Origin of the sequence: Flavobacterium magnum, from assembly GCF_003055625.1 — a bacterium.
Lineage (GTDB): Bacteria > Bacteroidota > Bacteroidia > Flavobacteriales > Flavobacteriaceae > Flavobacterium > Flavobacterium magnum.
Window position 1 is genome coordinate 3,426,467 of record NZ_CP028811.1, and the last position, 17,140, is coordinate 3,443,606.

A 17,140-nucleotide genomic window follows, 5' to 3' on the forward strand; every position below is an offset into this window, starting at 1 on the left:
TCGCCGCAATTAATCCTCGCGGCTAATCTTAGCCCCGATGGCCCTCAGCCTCGCTTCGATGTCCTCATACCCGCGGTCAATCTGTTCGATATTCTGGATGGTGCTGGTCCCTTTCGCGGAAAGTGCGGCAATCAGCAACGAGATCCCGGCACGGATATCCGGTGATGACATCGTGGTGGCTTTCAGCTGTGATTTAAAATCGTGCCCGATCACTACGGCGCGGTGCGGATCGCACAACATGATTTTTGCGCCCATGTCGATCAGCTTGTCGGTAAAGAACAAACGGCTTTCAAACATTTTCTGGTGAATCAGCACGTCGCCTTTCGCCTGCGTGGCCACGACGAGCACTATGCTCAGCAGGTCAGGCGTAAAACCGGGCCACGGTGCGTCAGCAATTGTGAGTATCGAGCCATCAATGTCAGTCTTGACTTCATAACCATTGGTGTGTGCGGGAATGTAAATATCGTCCCCGCGGCGTTCGAGCGTGATGCCCAGTTTCCTGAATGTATTGGGGATGATTCCAAGATTGTCCCAGCTTACATTCTTGATGGTGATCTCACTGCGTGTCATGGCGGCAAGGCCAATCCAGGAACCGATTTCAATCATATCGGGCAGGATGGTGTGTGTACAGCCCGATAACTTTTCAACACCTTCGATAGTCAGTAAGTTGGATCCGACGCCTGTTATCCTCGCGCCCATCGAGTTAAGCATTTTTGATAACTGCTGCAGGTAAGGCTCGCAGGCTGCGTTGTAAATGGTCGTAGTGCCTTTGGCCAGTACGGCGGCCATGACGATATTTGCGGTTCCGGTTACCGAGGCTTCGTCGAGGAGCATATCAGCCCCCTGCAAACCGTCCGCGGCCTCTACGCCGTAAAAATGGTCTTCGCGGTTGTAACGGAATTTAGCACCTAAATTGATGAATCCTTCAAAATGCGTATCGAGCCGCCTGCGCCCGATCTTGTCGCCGCCCGGCTTTGGGATGTATCCGCGGCCAAAGCGCGCCAGCAAAGGCCCGACAATCATAATCGATCCGCGCAGCGAACCGCCCTCTTTCTTGAACGCTTCGGTTTCAAGGTAACCCACGTTGACCTCGTCCGATTGGAAGGTATAGGAGCCTTTGGCCAGTTTCTCCACCTTCACCCCTAAATTCTTAAGCAGTGTAATGAGTTTATTGACATCGATAATGTCAGGAATGTTGTTGATCGTGACTTTTTCGGGTGTCAGCAATACCGCACATAAGATCTGTAAAGCTTCATTTTTGGCACCCTGCGGCGTAATTTCACCTTTAAGCGCTACACCGCCTTCAATTTTAAAAGTTCCCATTTTTGTTTATTCAGATTTGGGATTCCAAATTACAGATTTGAGAAATCATAGGGAGAAAATCCAAATCCGCGACCTGAAATCTTATTGTGTTTTCCTATTTTGGTTTTTAAATCCGGTATTCAGTTTGCCGTTTTTACCGGCTTTTGGCTTTTGGACGACGGGCTGCTGGTGTTTGTTCGACACCTTTTTGTTGGTCCGCATCAGGTCTATGGTATCAAGCAATTCTTCCGAGCCATTCAGCAAGTCGATCTTACCACCCGAAAGTTCATACAGGTGCTCAAAAATCACGTCGTCTTTCACTGTGTCCTTGTTCCAGCTCAGATACGATTTCTTCATGTGGTTGGCAATGACTTTTATCAACGCGTTCTTCAGTTCATTGTCTTCCCAGCTGTTTGCCACATCAATCATGTACTTGATGTTGTTGCCGTAAAACCGGTACTTCGGAAAGTTCTGCGGATAAGGCAGGACATCCGGCCGAAGCTGCAATACCTCGCGCGAGGGAATCGGGTATGGTGAATCCACATCCAGCTTAAAATCGGACATGATGAAAATCTGGTCCCACAATTTATGCTGAAAATCCGGCACATCCCTCAAATGCGGATTGAGGCTGCCCATCACCTGGATGATGTATCGTGCTGCCTTGTTGCGCTCTTCGCGGTCCTCGATGACCACTGCCTGGTCAATCAGTTTTTGCAGGTGCCGCCCGTACTCCCTGATGATCAGGTGCGGGCGTTCGGCGTTATATTCGAGTTCGTTTACAACGTCGTTCGCGTTTTCCTTGATGTATTTCTGGTTCATTTATAACGAAATTATGCCTTCAATATCCGACACGGCAACATATTTTTCAATTACGGCGTCCGGATTTACCATGGTTACGTTCACCGAAACCGAGGTGTATTTTCCTGTCTTGGACTGATGCGTCGAGATTACCGCGCCCAGGTTATTGAACGCATTCTCGACTTCCCGGATTTTGGCGGGATCGGTCGGGACAATAAATTTATATAAATATTCTGAAGGCCAGCTGCTTGTCGTGGATAACTCTTCCTTTAACCGCACGTAGAATTCTTCTGTCTTTTTATCCATTTTATCAAAATAAACGCAAATATACAGTTTTAGAACGGAGATTGCCGATTTGCATTCCACATTTTATATTTCTGCCGATAGTGCCTGGATGCAATTTATTATTAATTGTTAATTGCCGATTGCAGGATATCAATTACCAATCGTTATCTTTGCGCCTTATTTTCAAAAAGTGGACAAGGAAATTGTTGTCATCATCGGCGGTCCCGGAACCGGTAAAACCACCATCATCGACGGGCTCACGGCAAAAGGATACTGCTGTTATCCCGAAATCTCGCGCGAGGTGACCATGGAAGCCAAGAAACAGGGCATCGAACAATTGTTCCTTGAAAATCCGTTACTGTTCAGCGAACTGCTGCTGGAGGGCCGCAAGAAGCAATTCATCAACGCCTGCTCCGAATCGCATGACATTGTATTCCTCGACCGCGGCATCCCTGACGTACTGGCTTACATGCATTATATCGGCGACAGTTACCCGTCACATTTCGATGCGGCATGTCGTGAAAATACCTACACCAAAATTTTCATTCTTCCACCCTGGGAGGAAATATATGAAAGCGACGACGAACGCTATGAGAATTTCGAACAGGCCAAACTCATTTACAGCCACCTGGTCGAAACCTACGAAAGTTACGGCTACAAGCTCATCGATGTCCCTAAGGGCACTGTGGATGAGCGTATTGATTTTATACTGCGCCATATTTCCTAAGCGCGGAATCCGGTTTTATTTGACTAACTTTCCGACGTAGTAACCGACGACATGTTAAATTTCGAATTATAAGCCATGCCTACCGCCGTTGAAATCCTCAAAAATTACTGGAACCACGACCGTTTCCGGGACCTGCAACAGGACATCATTGACGCTGCCATGGACAAGCGGGATACTTTTGCACTATTGCCTACAGGCGGTGGAAAATCAATTTGTTTCCAGGTCCCCGCATTGATGCAGGACGGCCTCTGTCTTGTGATATCACCGCTGGTTGCCCTGATGAAGGACCAGGTAGCCAATCTGCAAAAGCGAAACATCAAGGCCATTGCACTCACGGGCGGACTCCGCACAGAAGAGGTTTCGGACCTGCTCGACAACTGCCAATTCGGAAATTATAAATTCCTGTACCTGTCACCCGAAAGGCTGCAGTCTGACTGGATTATAGAACGCCTGAAAAGCCTCTCAATCAACCTTATTGCCATCGATGAGGCGCATTGTGTGTCACAATGGGGACATGATTTCCGTCCCGCATACCTTAAGATAGCCAACCTCAGGAACCATTTCAACAAAGTACCTTTTATGGCGTTGACTGCTTCAGCGACCCCGAAAGTACAACAGGACATCATCTCCGGGCTCGGCATGAAAGAGGTATCCGTTTTCCAAAAATCATTTGAGCGGAAGAATATTGCATACATGGTTTTTGAGACGGAAGACAAGCTGCACCGCATCACGCAAATCCTGAAAAAAAACCCCGAGCCGTCAATCATTTATGTCCGCAACCGCAAATCATGTCATGATATGTCATCGCAGCTGCAATCGCTGGGTTTTTCGGCGACGTATTATCACGGCGGACTCCCGGCCGCGGAAAAATCAAGGAACATGCAGTCATGGATGGAAGAAAAAGCACAGGTCATCGTAGCCACGAACGCATTTGGGATGGGTATCGATAAGGGCAATGTCAAAAACGTAATCCACGTCCAGCTGCCTGAAAACATCGAAAGTTATTACCAGGAAGCGGGACGCGCCGGGCGTAATGAGGAAAAAGCATTTGCGGTGCTGTTGTACCATCGGTCGGACACGACACAGGCCCGCAGCCAGTTTATCTCGGTTTTGCCTGATAAAGAGTTCCTGACCAGGGTATTTGTCAAACTCTGCAACTACCTTCGCATCGCCTACGGGGAAGGAATTGACGAACGCTTTGGCTTCAACCTGAACCATTTTTGCACACAATATGATTTCCCGGTATTGAAAACCTACAACGCATTGCAGTTCCTCGACCGGCAGGGCGTTGTAAGTCTTTCACAGGAATTTTCGGAAAAAGTATCAGTCCAGTTTCTGGCTGATTCAAGAGAGGTGCTGCGTTACACGAGCCTCAATCCGCAGGACGAGCCGGTCATCCTGACAATACTGCGGAATTACAGCGGGATTTACGATGCGCCGTGTGCACTGAACCTGAGTCTTGTCTCAAAAAAAAGCGGTTCGCCCGAAGATCAGATCCTAACCGTGTTGAAGAAATTGCAGGAGCGCGGACTGATCGATTACAAAGCGCGCAGCAATGATGCCACGCTGGTTTTCAACGAGATCAGGGAAGATGAAAAAACCATCAATCGGCTGTCGAAATACCTGGAAATGCAAAACCGCCAAAAAAAAGACCAACTGCAGTCGGTGTTGGATTATGTAACCGACGACGATACCTGCAGGCAGCGCCTGATTTTACGATATTTCGGCGAAGACAAAATCCAGGATTGCGGAATCTGTTCGTTCTGCATCGGGAAGAACCGGAAACCGGTTCGTGCTTCCCGGGTGTCGGTAGCCACCGAAATCCACGACTTACTGCAGACACAGTCGTTAAATTCGCGCGAGATCCAAAATCATATCAAACATCCGCCGGACGACGTTATCTTTGCACTCAGACAACTGCTCGACCATGACATTATCAGGATCGGGACAGACAACAGATACAGCATTAGGAAAACATGAGAAAATTGAAAATCATCTTTATGGGTACGCCGGAATTTGCCGTCGGGATCCTTGACAACATCATCGGAAATCAATACGAAGTCGCTGCAGTGGTCACCGCGCCTGACAAACCTGCAGGCCGCGGGCAGAAGATTAAATATTCCGCCGTAAAGGATTATGCATTACAAAAGGATCTTCCCGTGCTCCAGCCCACGAACCTCAAGGACGAGGCCTTTTTAGCAGCGTTGAAAAGTTTCGGGGCCAACCTTCACGTTGTGGTCGCGTTCAGGATGTTGCCAAAGGCAGTCTGGGACATGCCCGAGTACGGCACATTCAATCTGCACGCGTCGCTTCTGCCGCAATATCGTGGTGCTGCGCCAATAAACTGGGCCATCATTAACGGAGAAACCAGGACCGGCGTGACCACTTTTTTTATTGATGATAAGATTGATACCGGGGCAATCATCCTCAGCTCGGAAACAAGCATTTCAGAAACTGAAAATGCCGGCGAACTGCACGACAGGCTGATGGATATCGGGCAAGCGACAGTAGTCCGTACTTTGGAACTTATCGCATCGGGTGACGTCCGGACCCATGTGCAAACCGACTCGGACGATCTTAAAACCGCGTACAAACTGCATCGAGACAATTGCAAAATCGACTGGGAAAAACCTGGGAAAGAAATCCATAACCTGATCAGGGGTTTGTCACCGTATCCGGCTGCATGGTGCTTTTTTGACGACGGGGCGACACCACAGCAAATCAAGATCTACGATGCGGCTTTTGAACAAGCGGCGCATCAGCAAACGCCGGGATCGTTAAAGACCGACCGGAAAACGATCAGCGTGGCAGTGAAGGATGGCTTTGTGCATATCCTGAGCCTGCAATTGCCCGGAAAGAAAAAAATGACTGCTGCAGAATTGCTCAACGGAATGGCTTTCGCGCAGGAAAGTAAATTTTGCTAAGCTTGCGCCATTGCTGAGATGAGCGCATTTTTGAAAAAAGCAACTAAGTTTATCAACAAATGAATTGACTTATCAACAAAAAAGCGAAAATCGGTGCTGAGCGCTTGTGCAGTAAGGAATTCCTGCTAAATTTGTTTCTATTAACAGAATTTTTAACCAACAATTAATAACTATTATTATGAACAAATCAGAATTAATCGATGCAATGGCTGCTGACGCAGGAATTTCTAAAGCAGCTGCAAAAGCGGCATTAGAGTCAATGTTGAAAAACGTAGCTGGTGCTTTGAACAATGGCGGCAGGGTATCTTTGGTTGGATTCGGATCTTGGTCAGTTTCTGACAGAGCTGCAAGAGACGGAAGAAATCCACAAACTGGAGCAACAATCAAAATTGCTGCTAAAAAAGTAGTTAAATTCAAAGCGGGTGCTGAATTGGAAGGCGGCTTGAAATAATCACTTTTCTACAATATAAACGAAAAGCCTTCATTTGAAGGCTTTTTTTATTGTCATTTGTAAGTCCGGCAGTAAAAAACGTAATATTATATTTGGAAACTTAATTTTTTTATTACTAAATTTAGTAAAAATTCAGCAAAATGATTTCAGACAAACTGGAGAAAGGACATTTGCTAATTGCAGAGCCGTCAATAATTGGAGACCTTTCTTTCAACAGATCGGTGATACTGCTGGCGGACCACAACGCCGAAGGCTCTGTCGGTTTCATTATCAACAAACCGCTCAAATACACCATCAACGACCTGATTCCTGAAATTCATGCCAAGTTCAAGATATACAACGGAGGGCCGGTCGAACAGGACAACCTGTATTTCATACACAACATCCCGGAGCTGATCCCAAACAGTATCGAAATATCAAACGGGATTTATTGGGGTGGGGATTTTGAATCCACCAAGGAACTGATCAACCAGGGCGAAATCAATAAGGAAAATATCCGATTCTTTTTGGGATACACCGGATGGGAACCCAAGCAACTCGAATCCGAAATGGACTCCAATTCATGGATCATCGCGCGGAATGATTACGAGAACCGCATTATCGGCAAATCAACTGCCAATTTCTGGAAAGAAAAAATCATTGAGCTGGGCGGTGATTACCTGATCTGGTCAAACGCTCCCGAAAACCCAATCCTGAACTAACCGAGTCGAATTTGAGTATTGATCCTCTGCAGTAAAGCTTCCGCAACTGCCGATCCAAATTCTTTTTTCCGGTATTTTGACACCGGCTGGATTCCGATAATGATATTGGTAATGAAAAGCTCATCTGCCTTTTGCAGGTCGAATGGAGAAATGACTTGTTCAGACACTTCAAGGTTACCCATATTTTTTGCGGCAGCCAGCACCTGGCGACGCATGACCCCGTTGACACAGCCTTCCGAAACGGGAGGGGTAACGAGCTTGCTGCCGGTCAGCATAAAAACATTGCCCTGTGTCGCCTCAATGACATTTTTTTCGTCGTTGAGCAGCAGGCAATTCTGTAGGCCATTTTCGTTGGCGTAAATTGAGGCCGCCACATTGAGAATCTTGTTGGTGGATTTTATCCCGGACAACAACTGTTTAGCGACGTAGAAATCCTTATACAGGTCTACTTCATAATCCCCGGATGAAATTTGGTACAACGGATTTCCCAGCACCGAAACCGAAATAATGAAAGAAACCTCGTTGCCGACGGGCAAATATTTCCCGCCGTCGTTCCGGTATACCGTTATCCTGGCCCTGGCAGAGGCGCTGCAGTGTTCAGCGTGGGCAAGATCTAGTATTTGTTCCTCAAAATATTCGAGCGTGAAGTCCATAGGGATTTCCATCCTGACGACACGCATTGACGCCATCAGCCTGAAATAATGGTCTTCCGAAAAAAGGACCTTGCCGTCTACAATCTTTACTGTCTCGAAAACGGCGTCGCCATATAGGAAACCGCGATTTGAAGCGAGGTTTGCATTTTCCGAATCCAGAATCGTACCATTAAAATTCACCATAAAAAAAAGCCCTGAAAATTCAGGGCAAATATAAGCGTTCTGTTTTAGTATTTATACCGAACCGATCACATGTTTCAGGTCTGAAATCTGATTCTCCCAAAGCAATGCAGCTTCGTCAAGCTCGCTTTCAGGTGCGTAGTCGATGATCATGAGCGACACGTCTTTTGTAATCTCATCCTCAAGGATGCGAAGCTCAAAGAAATAATCGGTATCCTCATTATTGATATCAATCCAGCGGAATTTAATTTTTTCTCCGGTTTTCTTTGACGCGATCCGCGCCCGTTCTTCGGAGTCATCCCAGATGAAAGTAAAATATTCACCGCGTGAGTTTACATTGTCGGCGAACCATTCAGACAAACCCGAAGGTGTTGATATATACTGGTATAAGAGTTGGGGTGAAGAATTTATAGGAAATTCCAATTCATATTTTACTTTAACTTCCATGAAACGGGGTAATTTTTTTGGAAATATATAGAATAAAAATTAAAAAAGCGCATTTTGAAAAATTAATTTTTTTGTGGGTTTTTAGTTTGCACCCTTTGAATTTAATTATATATTTGCACCCGCATTCCCGGATGCAGTAACCGAAACTATGGCGAGGTAGCTCAGTCGGTTAGAGCGCAGGATTCATAACCCTGAGGTCACGGGTTCAACTCCCGTCCTCGCTACCAAGAAAATAAAAGGCTTTCAGACTTTCTGAGAGCCTTTTTCTATTTAGAATTGTTTCAACTATTAGTCAGATGATAAAACAAATCAAAAAAAACATAAATAAGTAGGATTATACTTACTTTTAAGTGCTTTTATGTATTTTATCGATAAAATAATGCATTTAATCGATAAAAAATTTGGTGATTTAACTTTCATTTAATACGTTTGGTCTACCAAATCTGATTAAAATGAAAAAATCTACCCTACTGGCAATTCTTGCCAGCATCCTTTTTGCCCCTTTATGTTTTTCCCAGACCATAAATCCATGGCAATCTAAAAGCGGTGCCGCGTCTATGAAACGACCGGACCGCAAAACGGTTCCCGACAAATACAAAATCTATACTTTGGATTTACAGGCCATCAGATCCGAATTAAGCCATGCCGTAAAAAGGGACGAACACAACAACCTTTCTGCAGCCGTAAAAATCGATTTTCCACGCGAAGACGGCACCACTGAAACTTTCAACATAGAAAGGGTCAGCGTCCTGCATCCTGATCTCGAGAAAACCTACACCGACATCAGGTCATATTACGGCGTAAGTGCCAGGAATCCGCTGAACAAAATTTACATCAGTATGGATCAGGGCGGATTTACGGGCCTCATCACAGGAGAAAAAACCATCTACATCGATCCGTACAATTTCAGGAATAACGGAAATGACTACATCGTGTATGACAGGGCAGATTGTTCTAAAGACCCTGAGAATCCATTTATTTGTAACGCCGACATGAAAGAGTTGGACATCAACCTTGCCGACGGCGCCCCCACGCCAAGTACCGCAAGGAACTCAATCGACGGCAAACTAAGGACCTACCGCATAGCGATTGCCTGTACATCAGAATACTCCGCTTATTATGGCAACACCATGAGTACCATACTCGCTGCCATCAATACCACCATCACAAGGGTAAACAGCGTGTACCGAAACGATTTTGCCGTAGTGTTCCAGGTTGTGCCCAGTGAAAACAGGCTCGTATACATTAACGAATTCAACATCGATACGCCCACAGCCGATCCTGACCCATACGACAATTACAATGGAAGCACGATGCTCAGCGCAAACACATCAAACATTACCGGCCTGATCGGTGCGAGTGCTTACGACATCGGGCACGTATTCAGCACAGGCGGCGGCGGGATCGCCGGAACCGGCCCATGTAACGCGTCCACTAAAGGTAGCGGCGTGACCGGAATCGTGTCGCCGCAAAACGACCCTTTCGACATCGATTATGTATGCCACGAAATCGGGCACCAGTTTTCTGCAGGACATACCTATTATAACGCCTGTTTTGGTTCAAAGGTAGCTGACGATTACGAAGTGGGAAGCGGGACCACCATCATGGGGTATGCCGGCGTCTGTTCACCGAACGTGCAATACAACAGTGACGCATATTTCCACGCGAGGAGCATCGCACAAATCACCGCAGCGATAGCAGGCCATACGTGTGAATCAGAAGCCGCTATCGCCAATACGGAACCGATACCTAATGCCGGCGCTGACTATACCATCCCGAAGGGAACGCCTTTTACACTGACCGGCTCAGCCACCGATGTTGATACGGCAGACGTACTCACCTATTGCTGGGAACAATTTGACGCTACCGACGGCGGTACCCAGCCACCCGTAAGCACCAACACGGCCGGACCTGTATTTAGGTCATATTTTGCTACGACCAGCCCCGCGCGGACTTTCCCTAAAATGACCGCAATTGTCGCGAATACCACCCCAACCTGGGAAGTATTGCCCAGCGTAGCGCGTACACTCAACTTCAGGCTGACCGTCCGCGACAACAGCACGCTGGGCGGACAGACCAATAGCGACAACTCTGTTGTAACGGTTTCCTCGGCAGGTCCGTTTCTGGTCACATCGCCCAATACTTCCGGCATCCTGTGGTATGTCGGTGAAACCAAAACCGTAACCTGGGATGTTGCAGGAACCTCCGCTACCCCGGTTTCGACGGCCAACGTGGCCATCAAGCTGTCTACCGATGGCGGATACACCTATCCCGTAACGATACTGGCGTCTACGCCAAACGACGGTACGCAGGCAATTACGGTTCCTAACAACGTCGGTAAAAATATGAGGATTAAGGTGGAAGCAGTCGGTAACATTTATTTCGACATTTCCAATGCAGATTTTGAAATCAAGGCCAACACCTTTGAACTGACGACATCACAAGCCACCGTACCAACATGCAAGCCAAACAGCGCAGTGTTTTCAGTAACCTACACCAAAGCAACCCCGTTCACTGAAACTACCGCCTTCTCCGTCACCGGTTTGCCTTCCGGCGCCTCTGCAGTATTCTCACCGACGACCTTAGCGGCTTCCGGCACGGTGACGATGACCGTTAATGGAATCAGTGGTGTCGCTGCAGGAATCTATCCGCTGACATTTACCGGAACGGCACCCAGCGCTACGATCAACCTTCCGCTGACGCTGAAAGTGTTTGACAACGCCATCGGCAACGTCACTTTGACAAGTCCGTCCAACGGAGCAAAAAACCAACAGACCTCTACCCTGCTTTCATGGTCTGACCTTACTACCGCTTCGTCTTATCAGGTACAGATTTCAACCGATCCGACCTTTGCTACTGTTACGGAAAGTGCCACAGTAACCACGCCGTATTACCAAACGGCAGGCCTGACGCAGGGCACTATAAATTATTGGAGAGTAAAACCGATCAACCCCTGCATCAGCGGCAGTTTTTCGGAAGTGTACGTTTTCCAGATAGCTAACGACCTTTGCAAAACATATTCCAATGTGTATTTCCAGAATAATGATGCGACATGGGAAACTACAGGCACCAACGCTGTGAGCGCCCGTCTCGATGTGCCCGATGACATCATGATCAGCGACGTCAACCTCACGCTGACCGGTACGCATACACAAATGACCGACCTTAAGATGCAGTTCAGTGGCCCAACCGGAAACTTTGCTGAAATCTATAATCGGGATTGCTCAGGATCCGGAATGAATGTAACCTGGGATGACAGCGCCTCGCCTATACCAACCGGTTGCAGCGGCGGTCTGACCGGTACAAAACAACCCAACCAGCCCTTGTCGAATTTTAACGGTTCCTCTTCATTGGGAACGTGGATTTTACTGGCTACCGACAGGGTAACCGGAGCTGGCGGAAATTTCACCGGCATGAGTATGACCGTTTGCGGAAAGTTACAGGTAGTGAACAACGTAACGGCAACAATAAACTCGGTCAAGATGGCGCAATCAGCAACGGCTACTATTGCGCAGAGTAAGCTGCTTGCCGCACAACCTTCAGCTACGGCAACACAATTGATTTACAATATCACCAAACTACCGACTTATGGCTCCCTGAAATTAAGTGGAACGACATTAGCCCTGGGCGGTTCCTTCACGCAGGCTGACATCAATAACAATCTCGTAACGTATGTGCACGGTGGTGCCAATACGAATCCGGATAGCTTCAAATTCTCCGTAAAAGGAAACAATACCGCGCTTTTAGGCGGGCAGGTGCTCAACATTGATATCTGTAATGTTACCGATACCCCATCGCAAACGAATGTTCTGTGCTTTGGCGCCGCAACCGGTTCAGCTACTGTAGTAGCATCCGGCGGAACAGCACCTTACACCTACTCTTGGTCGCCGTCAGGAGGAACCGCGGCCACAGCGTCTAACCTCACCGCCGGAACCTACACCTGTACCATTACCGATGCGACGGGCTGTACGAAAAATGAAGTGTTTACTATTACCCAGCCAACAGCTGCTATATCTAACACTGTTTCACAAACCAACGTATTGTGTTTCGGAGCATCGACAGGATCGGCTACCGTTGTCGCTTCAGGCGGGACCGGAAGTTACACTTACCTTTGGTCACCATCTGGCGGGACTGCCGCTACGGCGTCAAACCTGGCTGCCGGAAACTATTCGGTAAGGATTACCGATGCCAACGGCTGCTTTAAGGATCAGGCGTTCACCATTACACAGCCAACAGCTGCGATTTCAAATACCGTATCACAAACCAACGTACTGTGTTTCGGAGCATCGACAGGATCGGCTACCGTTGTCGCTTCAGGCGGAACCGGAAGCTACACTTACCTTTGGTCGCCATCGGGCGGGACTGCCGCTACGGCGTCAAACCTGGCTGCAGGAAACTATTCGGTAAGGATTACCGATGCCAACGGTTGCTTTAAGGACCAGGCGTTCACCATTACACAGCCAACAGCTCCGATTTCGAACACCGTATCACAAACCAACGTATTGTGTTTTGGTTCGGCTACAGGATCGGCTACCGTAATCGCTTCAGGCGGAACCGGAAGTTACACTTACCTTTGGTCGCCTTCGGGAGGAACTGCCGCTACGGCGTCAAATCTGGCTGCAGGAAACTATTCGGTTAGGATTACCGATGCCAACGGCTGCTTTAAGGACCAGGCGTTCACCATTACACAGCCAACCGCTGCTATATCTAACACTGTTTCACAAACCAACGTATTGTGTTTCGGAGCATCGACAGGATCGGCTACCGTTGTCGCTTCAGGCGGGACCGGAAGTTACACTTACCTTTGGTCGCCATCTGGCGGGACTGCCGCTACGGCGTCAAATCTGGCTGCGGGAAACTACTCGGTTAGGATTACCGATGCCAACGGCTGCTTTAAGGATCAGGCGTTCACCATTACACAGCCAACAGCTGCTCTATCTAACACTGTTTCCCAAACCAACGTATTGTGTTTCGGAGCATCGACAGGATCGGCTACCGTTGTCGCTTCAGGCGGGACCGGAAGTTACACTTACCTTTGGTCGCCATCGGGCGGGACTGCCGCAACAGCCTCAAACCTGGCTGCCGGAAACTATTCGGTAAGGATTACCGATGCCAACGGTTGCTTTAAGGACCAGGCATTCACCATTACACAGCCAACAGCTCCGATTTCAAACACCGTATCACAAACCAACGTATTGTGTTTCGGAGCATCGACAGGATCGGCTACCGTTGTCGCTTCAGGCGGGACCGGAAGTTACACTTATCTTTGGTCGCCATCGGGCGGGACTGCCGCTACGGCTTCAAACCTTGCTGCAGGAAACTATTCGGTAAGGATTACCGATGCAAACGGCTGCTTTAAGGACCAGGCGTTCACCATCACACAGCCAACCGCTCCGATTTCAAACACCGTATCACAAACCAACGTACTGTGTTTCGGAGCATCGACAGGATCGGCTACCGTTGTCGCTTCAGGTGGGACCGGAAGTTACACTTACCTTTGGTCGCCCTCGGGAGGAAATGCCGCTACGGCCTCAAACCTGGCTGCAGGAAACTACTCGGTAAGGATTACCGATGCCAACGGTTGCTTTAAGGATCAGGCGTTCACCATTACACAGCCAACGGCTGCAATTTCAAACACCGTATCACAGACCAACGTATTGTGTTTCGGCGCATCGACAGGATCGGCTACCGTTGTCGCTTCAGGCGGGACGGGAAGTTACACTTACCTTTGGTCGCCATCGGGCGGGACTGCCGCTACGGCCTCAAACCTGGCTGCAGGAAATTACTCGGTTAGGATTACCGATGCCAACGGTTGCTTTAAGAACCAGGCGTTCACCATTACACAGCCAACAGCTCCGATTTCAAACACCGTATCACAAACCAACGTACTGTGTTTCGGAGCATCGACAGGATCGGCTACCGTTGTCGCTTCAGGTGGGACCGGAAGTTACACTTACCTTTGGTCGCCCTCGGGAGGAAATGCCGCTACGGCCTCAAACCTGGCTGCAGGAAACTACTCGGTAAGGATTACCGATGCCAACGGTTGCTTTAAGGATCAGGCGTTCACCATTACACAGCCAACGGCTGCAATTTCAAACACCGTATCACAAACCAACGTATTGTGTTTCGGCGCATCGACAGGATCGGCTACCGTTGTCGCTTCAGGCGGGACCGGAAGTTACACTTACCTTTGGTCGCCTTCGGGCGGTACTGCCGCAACAGCTTCAAACCTTGCTGCAGGAAACTATTCGGTAAGGATTACTGATTCCAACGGTTGCTTTAAAAACCAGGCATTCACCATCACACAGCCAACAGCTGCCATATCTAACACTGTTTCACAAACCAACGTACTGTGTTTTGGTTCGGCTACAGGATCGGCTACGGTTGTCGCTTCAGGCGGGACCGGAAGTTACACTTACCTTTGGTCACCATCGGGCGGGACTGCCGCTACGGCCTCAAACCTGGCTGCAGGAAACTACTCGGTAAGGATTACCGATGCCAACGGTTGCTTTAAGGATCAGGCGTTCACAATTACACAGCCAACGGCTGCAATTTCAAATACCGTATCACAAACCAACGTATTGTGTTTCGGAGCATGGACAGGATCGGCTACCGTTGTCGCTTCAGGCGGGACCGGAAGTTACACTTATCTTTGGTCGCCCTCGGGCGGGACTGCCGCTACGGCGTCAAACCTGGCTGCCGGGAATTATTCGGTAAGGATTACTGATTCCAACGGTTGCTTTAAGGACCAGGCGTTCACCATTACCCAGCCAACAGTATTAGGCAATTCGTTCAGCCAGACCAGTATCAGCTGTTACGGTGAAACTGATGCAACAGCCACGGTCATTGCTACAGGTGGTACCGCCCCCTATACGTATTCCTGGTCGCCATCAGGAGGTAATGCTGCTACTGCAACAAACCTTGCTCCGGGCAATTACAGTTGTACCATAACCGATGCGAGCGGCTGTTCTAAAACACAAAACTTCACGGTAACTGCCCCGATTATCACTACCTGGGATGGAAACACGTGGACTAACGGCTACCCCGTTGCCGGTGTCAAGGCGGTGATTAACGCCAATTACACCTCTGTCGGCGACCTGACCGCCTGCGAACTGGAAATAAATGGCGGTTTTGATGTCAATGTCTTATCAGGTCACGACTTTACCATTGCCGGCAAAGTGACCGTTTCGCCAACTGCGACCGTAACTTTCAGGAACAACGCGAATTTGATACAGATCAAAGACGTTGCAAATTCGGGCACTATCACTTCCAAAAGAACAGCACAGATGCGCCGCCAGGATTATGTTTACTGGTCGTCGCCGGTATATCCGCAAAACCTGCTGACATTCTCACCGCTAACGCTGACGAATCGGTTTTATGTACTCGACGAAACCACAAACTCATTTGCACCTGTAAATCCGTCGACGACTGACTTTGCTGTGGCTAAAGGATATATGATCAGGGCGCCCAATACATTCCCGACTACCCCAACCACCTTCAACGGTAGTTTCAGTGGGGTGCCGAATAACGGTAGCAAAACCCTGCCGGTGACGGTGACGAACGGACAAGGGTACAACCTTATTGGTAACCCCTACCCTTCGACAATCGATGCCGATGCTTTCTTGGCAAGCAACCCCGGAACGCTGTATTTCTGGACCCACACGTCACAAAGCGCAGAAAGCGGGGCAAATTATGCCACATACAACACCACCGGAGGCGTTGCTTCTATTGCTGGAGGCGCTACACCTAACGGAAGCATACAGACAGGACAGGGCTTTGTACTCGCAAAAACCACGCCGGGTACCGCCACGTTTACCAATGCCATGAGGACAGGTAACAATGCAGGCCAGTTTTTCAGGACCGTTCCTGTTGAGAAACACCGTATGTGGCTGAACCTTAGCAGCAACAACGGACCTGCAAACCAGATCCTTGTTGCCTACATGGATGGCGCTACGCAGGCGAAAGACGAATCGATAGACGGTGTATTGATTGAAAATGGGAGCAGCATTTCAAGTATCATCGATGATGAAAGTTTTGTAATCCAGGGGCGTGCGCTGCCATTCGTGGATACCGATGTGGTTCCGCTTAATTTCCGTGCTGATGTCCCAGGGACGTATACGCTGTCCATTGACCATGTCGACGGCCTATTTGCAGGTGCCCAGTCTATTTTTATCAAGGACAACGTCGTCGGGCTGACGCATAACATGTCACAAGGTGCCTACACGTTCGAGAGCCTGGAAGGAACGTTTGCCAACCGGTTCGAAATTGTATACCAAAGCGCGCCACTCGGCACTAACAGTCCCGTGTTTAATGAAAACAATGTCGTAGTGTACAAGACAGACGGCTTCTTAAACATCAGGACATCGATACAGCCGATGGCATCCGTTAAGATTTTCGATATTCGCGGAAGACTGATCTACGAGCGAAATGAAGTCAATTCAACTTCCCTGCAGCTAAACGATTTAAGAGCAGAAAAAGAAGTGCTTCTCGTTCAGGTCACCTCCCAAAATGATACCGTAATCACCAAAAAAGTGGTGTACTAAAAAATCCATTTTTATTTCAATCCGAAAAGGCCTTCTGTTTGTTAGAAGGCCTTTTTACTTTAGCTCCGATTCGGCGAATGGAGTTTGCGCGATTAATTTTGGAAAAACCGTAACGCGTTATGTTGATAA

At 48.4% G+C, this 17,140-nt stretch carries 11 protein-coding genes and 1 tRNA gene; 7 read left to right on the plus strand and 5 right to left on the minus strand.

The features are described 5' to 3' along the window. Positions 1 to 9: 9 nt before the first annotated feature. From murA to HYN48_RS15045, 3 genes are all read right to left on the minus strand, one after another. Entirely contained in the window at positions 10 to 1,323 is a 1,314-nt protein-coding gene (gene murA / locus HYN48_RS15035) for a UDP-N-acetylglucosamine 1-carboxyvinyltransferase (RefSeq protein WP_108373186.1), read from the minus strand. A gap of 81 nt (positions 1,324 to 1,404) precedes the next feature. Beyond that, positions 1,405 to 2,121, minus strand: coding sequence for a DUF4290 domain-containing protein (locus tag HYN48_RS15040; protein ID WP_108373188.1), 717 nt, complete (start codon positions 2,119 to 2,121; stop codon positions 1,405 to 1,407). Further along, positions 2,122 to 2,406 (minus strand): DUF493 family protein, encoded by a 285-nt coding sequence (locus tag HYN48_RS15045; RefSeq protein ID WP_108373190.1) that lies wholly within the window; start codon positions 2,404 to 2,406, stop codon positions 2,122 to 2,124. It abuts the gene before it with no gap. Positions 2,407 to 2,575: 169 nt separating this feature from the next. Between HYN48_RS15045 and HYN48_RS15050 the strand changes: the two genes are divergently transcribed. From HYN48_RS15050 to HYN48_RS15070, 5 genes are all read left to right on the plus strand, one after another. Next, the gene (locus tag HYN48_RS15050; protein WP_108373697.1) at positions 2,576 to 3,112 is read left to right on the plus strand and encodes an AAA family ATPase; all 537 of its coding nucleotides are present in this window, start codon (positions 2,576 to 2,578) and stop codon (positions 3,110 to 3,112) included. A gap of 75 nt (positions 3,113 to 3,187) precedes the next feature. Beyond that, positions 3,188 to 5,092 carry a RecQ family ATP-dependent DNA helicase gene (locus tag HYN48_RS15055; protein ID WP_108373192.1) on the plus strand — a complete coding sequence of 635 codons (1,905 nt, stop codon included), beginning with the start codon at positions 3,188 to 3,190 and terminating at the stop codon, positions 5,090 to 5,092. After that, on the plus strand, positions 5,089 to 6,036 hold the full coding sequence (fmt, locus tag HYN48_RS15060; RefSeq protein WP_108373194.1) for a methionyl-tRNA formyltransferase: 948 nt from the start codon (positions 5,089 to 5,091) through the stop codon (positions 6,034 to 6,036). The genes HYN48_RS15055 and fmt overlap by 4 nt, the downstream gene beginning before the upstream one ends. Positions 6,037 to 6,214: 178 nt before the next feature. Next, on the plus strand, positions 6,215 to 6,487 hold the full coding sequence (locus tag HYN48_RS15065) for an HU family DNA-binding protein (protein WP_108373196.1): 273 nt from the start codon (positions 6,215 to 6,217) through the stop codon (positions 6,485 to 6,487). A 140-nt stretch (positions 6,488 to 6,627) separates the two neighbouring features. Further along, positions 6,628 to 7,188: a YqgE/AlgH family protein gene (locus HYN48_RS15070; protein WP_108373198.1), complete on the plus strand. Its 561-nt coding sequence runs from the start codon at positions 6,628 to 6,630 to the stop codon at positions 7,186 to 7,188. Here HYN48_RS15070 and HYN48_RS15075 read toward each other — a convergent pair. Together HYN48_RS15075 and HYN48_RS15080 are read right to left on the minus strand one after the other, a co-directional pair. Further along, positions 7,185 to 8,024, minus strand: a complete 840-nt coding sequence (locus tag HYN48_RS15075) for an aminotransferase class IV (protein ID WP_108373200.1) — start codon at positions 8,022 to 8,024, stop codon at positions 7,185 to 7,187. The two genes, HYN48_RS15070 and HYN48_RS15075, sit on opposite strands and share 4 nt — an antisense overlap. Before the next feature lie 51 nt (positions 8,025 to 8,075). After that, a complete protein-coding gene (locus HYN48_RS15080) occupies positions 8,076 to 8,468 on the minus strand; it encodes an START-like domain-containing protein (RefSeq protein ID WP_108373202.1) in 393 nt (130 codons plus the stop codon). A gap of 150 nt (positions 8,469 to 8,618) precedes the next feature. On the opposite strand from HYN48_RS15080, the gene HYN48_RS15085 reads away from it, so the two are divergent. Together HYN48_RS15085 and HYN48_RS15090 are read left to right on the plus strand one after the other, a co-directional pair. Continuing rightward, a tRNA-Met gene (locus HYN48_RS15085) sits at positions 8,619 to 8,695 on the plus strand. 225 nt (positions 8,696 to 8,920) lie between these two features. Continuing rightward, positions 8,921 to 17,011, plus strand: a complete 8,091-nt coding sequence (locus HYN48_RS15090; RefSeq protein WP_108373204.1) for a zinc-dependent metalloprotease family protein — start codon at positions 8,921 to 8,923, stop codon at positions 17,009 to 17,011. Positions 17,012 to 17,140 lie beyond the last annotated feature (129 nt).

Coding starts and splice junctions, on each gene's coding strand:
- murA (WP_108373186.1), bottom strand. CDS start 1,323: ATGGGAACTTTTAAAATTGAAGGCGGTGTAGCGCTTAAAGGTGAAATT.
- HYN48_RS15040 (WP_108373188.1), bottom strand. CDS start 2,121: ATGAACCAGAAATACATCAAGGAAAACGCGAACGACGTTGTAAACGAA.
- HYN48_RS15045 (WP_108373190.1), bottom strand. CDS start 2,406: ATGGATAAAAAGACAGAAGAATTCTACGTGCGGTTAAAGGAAGAGTTA.
- HYN48_RS15055 (WP_108373192.1), top strand. CDS start 3,188: ATGCCTACCGCCGTTGAAATCCTCAAAAATTACTGGAACCACGACCGT.
- fmt (WP_108373194.1), top strand. CDS start 5,089: ATGAGAAAATTGAAAATCATCTTTATGGGTACGCCGGAATTTGCCGTC.
- HYN48_RS15065 (WP_108373196.1), top strand. CDS start 6,215: ATGAACAAATCAGAATTAATCGATGCAATGGCTGCTGACGCAGGAATT.
- HYN48_RS15070 (WP_108373198.1), top strand. CDS start 6,628: ATGATTTCAGACAAACTGGAGAAAGGACATTTGCTAATTGCAGAGCCG.
- HYN48_RS15075 (WP_108373200.1), bottom strand. CDS start 8,024: ATGGTGAATTTTAATGGTACGATTCTGGATTCGGAAAATGCAAACCTC.
- HYN48_RS15080 (WP_108373202.1), bottom strand. CDS start 8,468: ATGGAAGTTAAAGTAAAATATGAATTGGAATTTCCTATAAATTCTTCA.
- HYN48_RS15090 (WP_108373204.1), top strand. CDS start 8,921: ATGAAAAAATCTACCCTACTGGCAATTCTTGCCAGCATCCTTTTTGCC.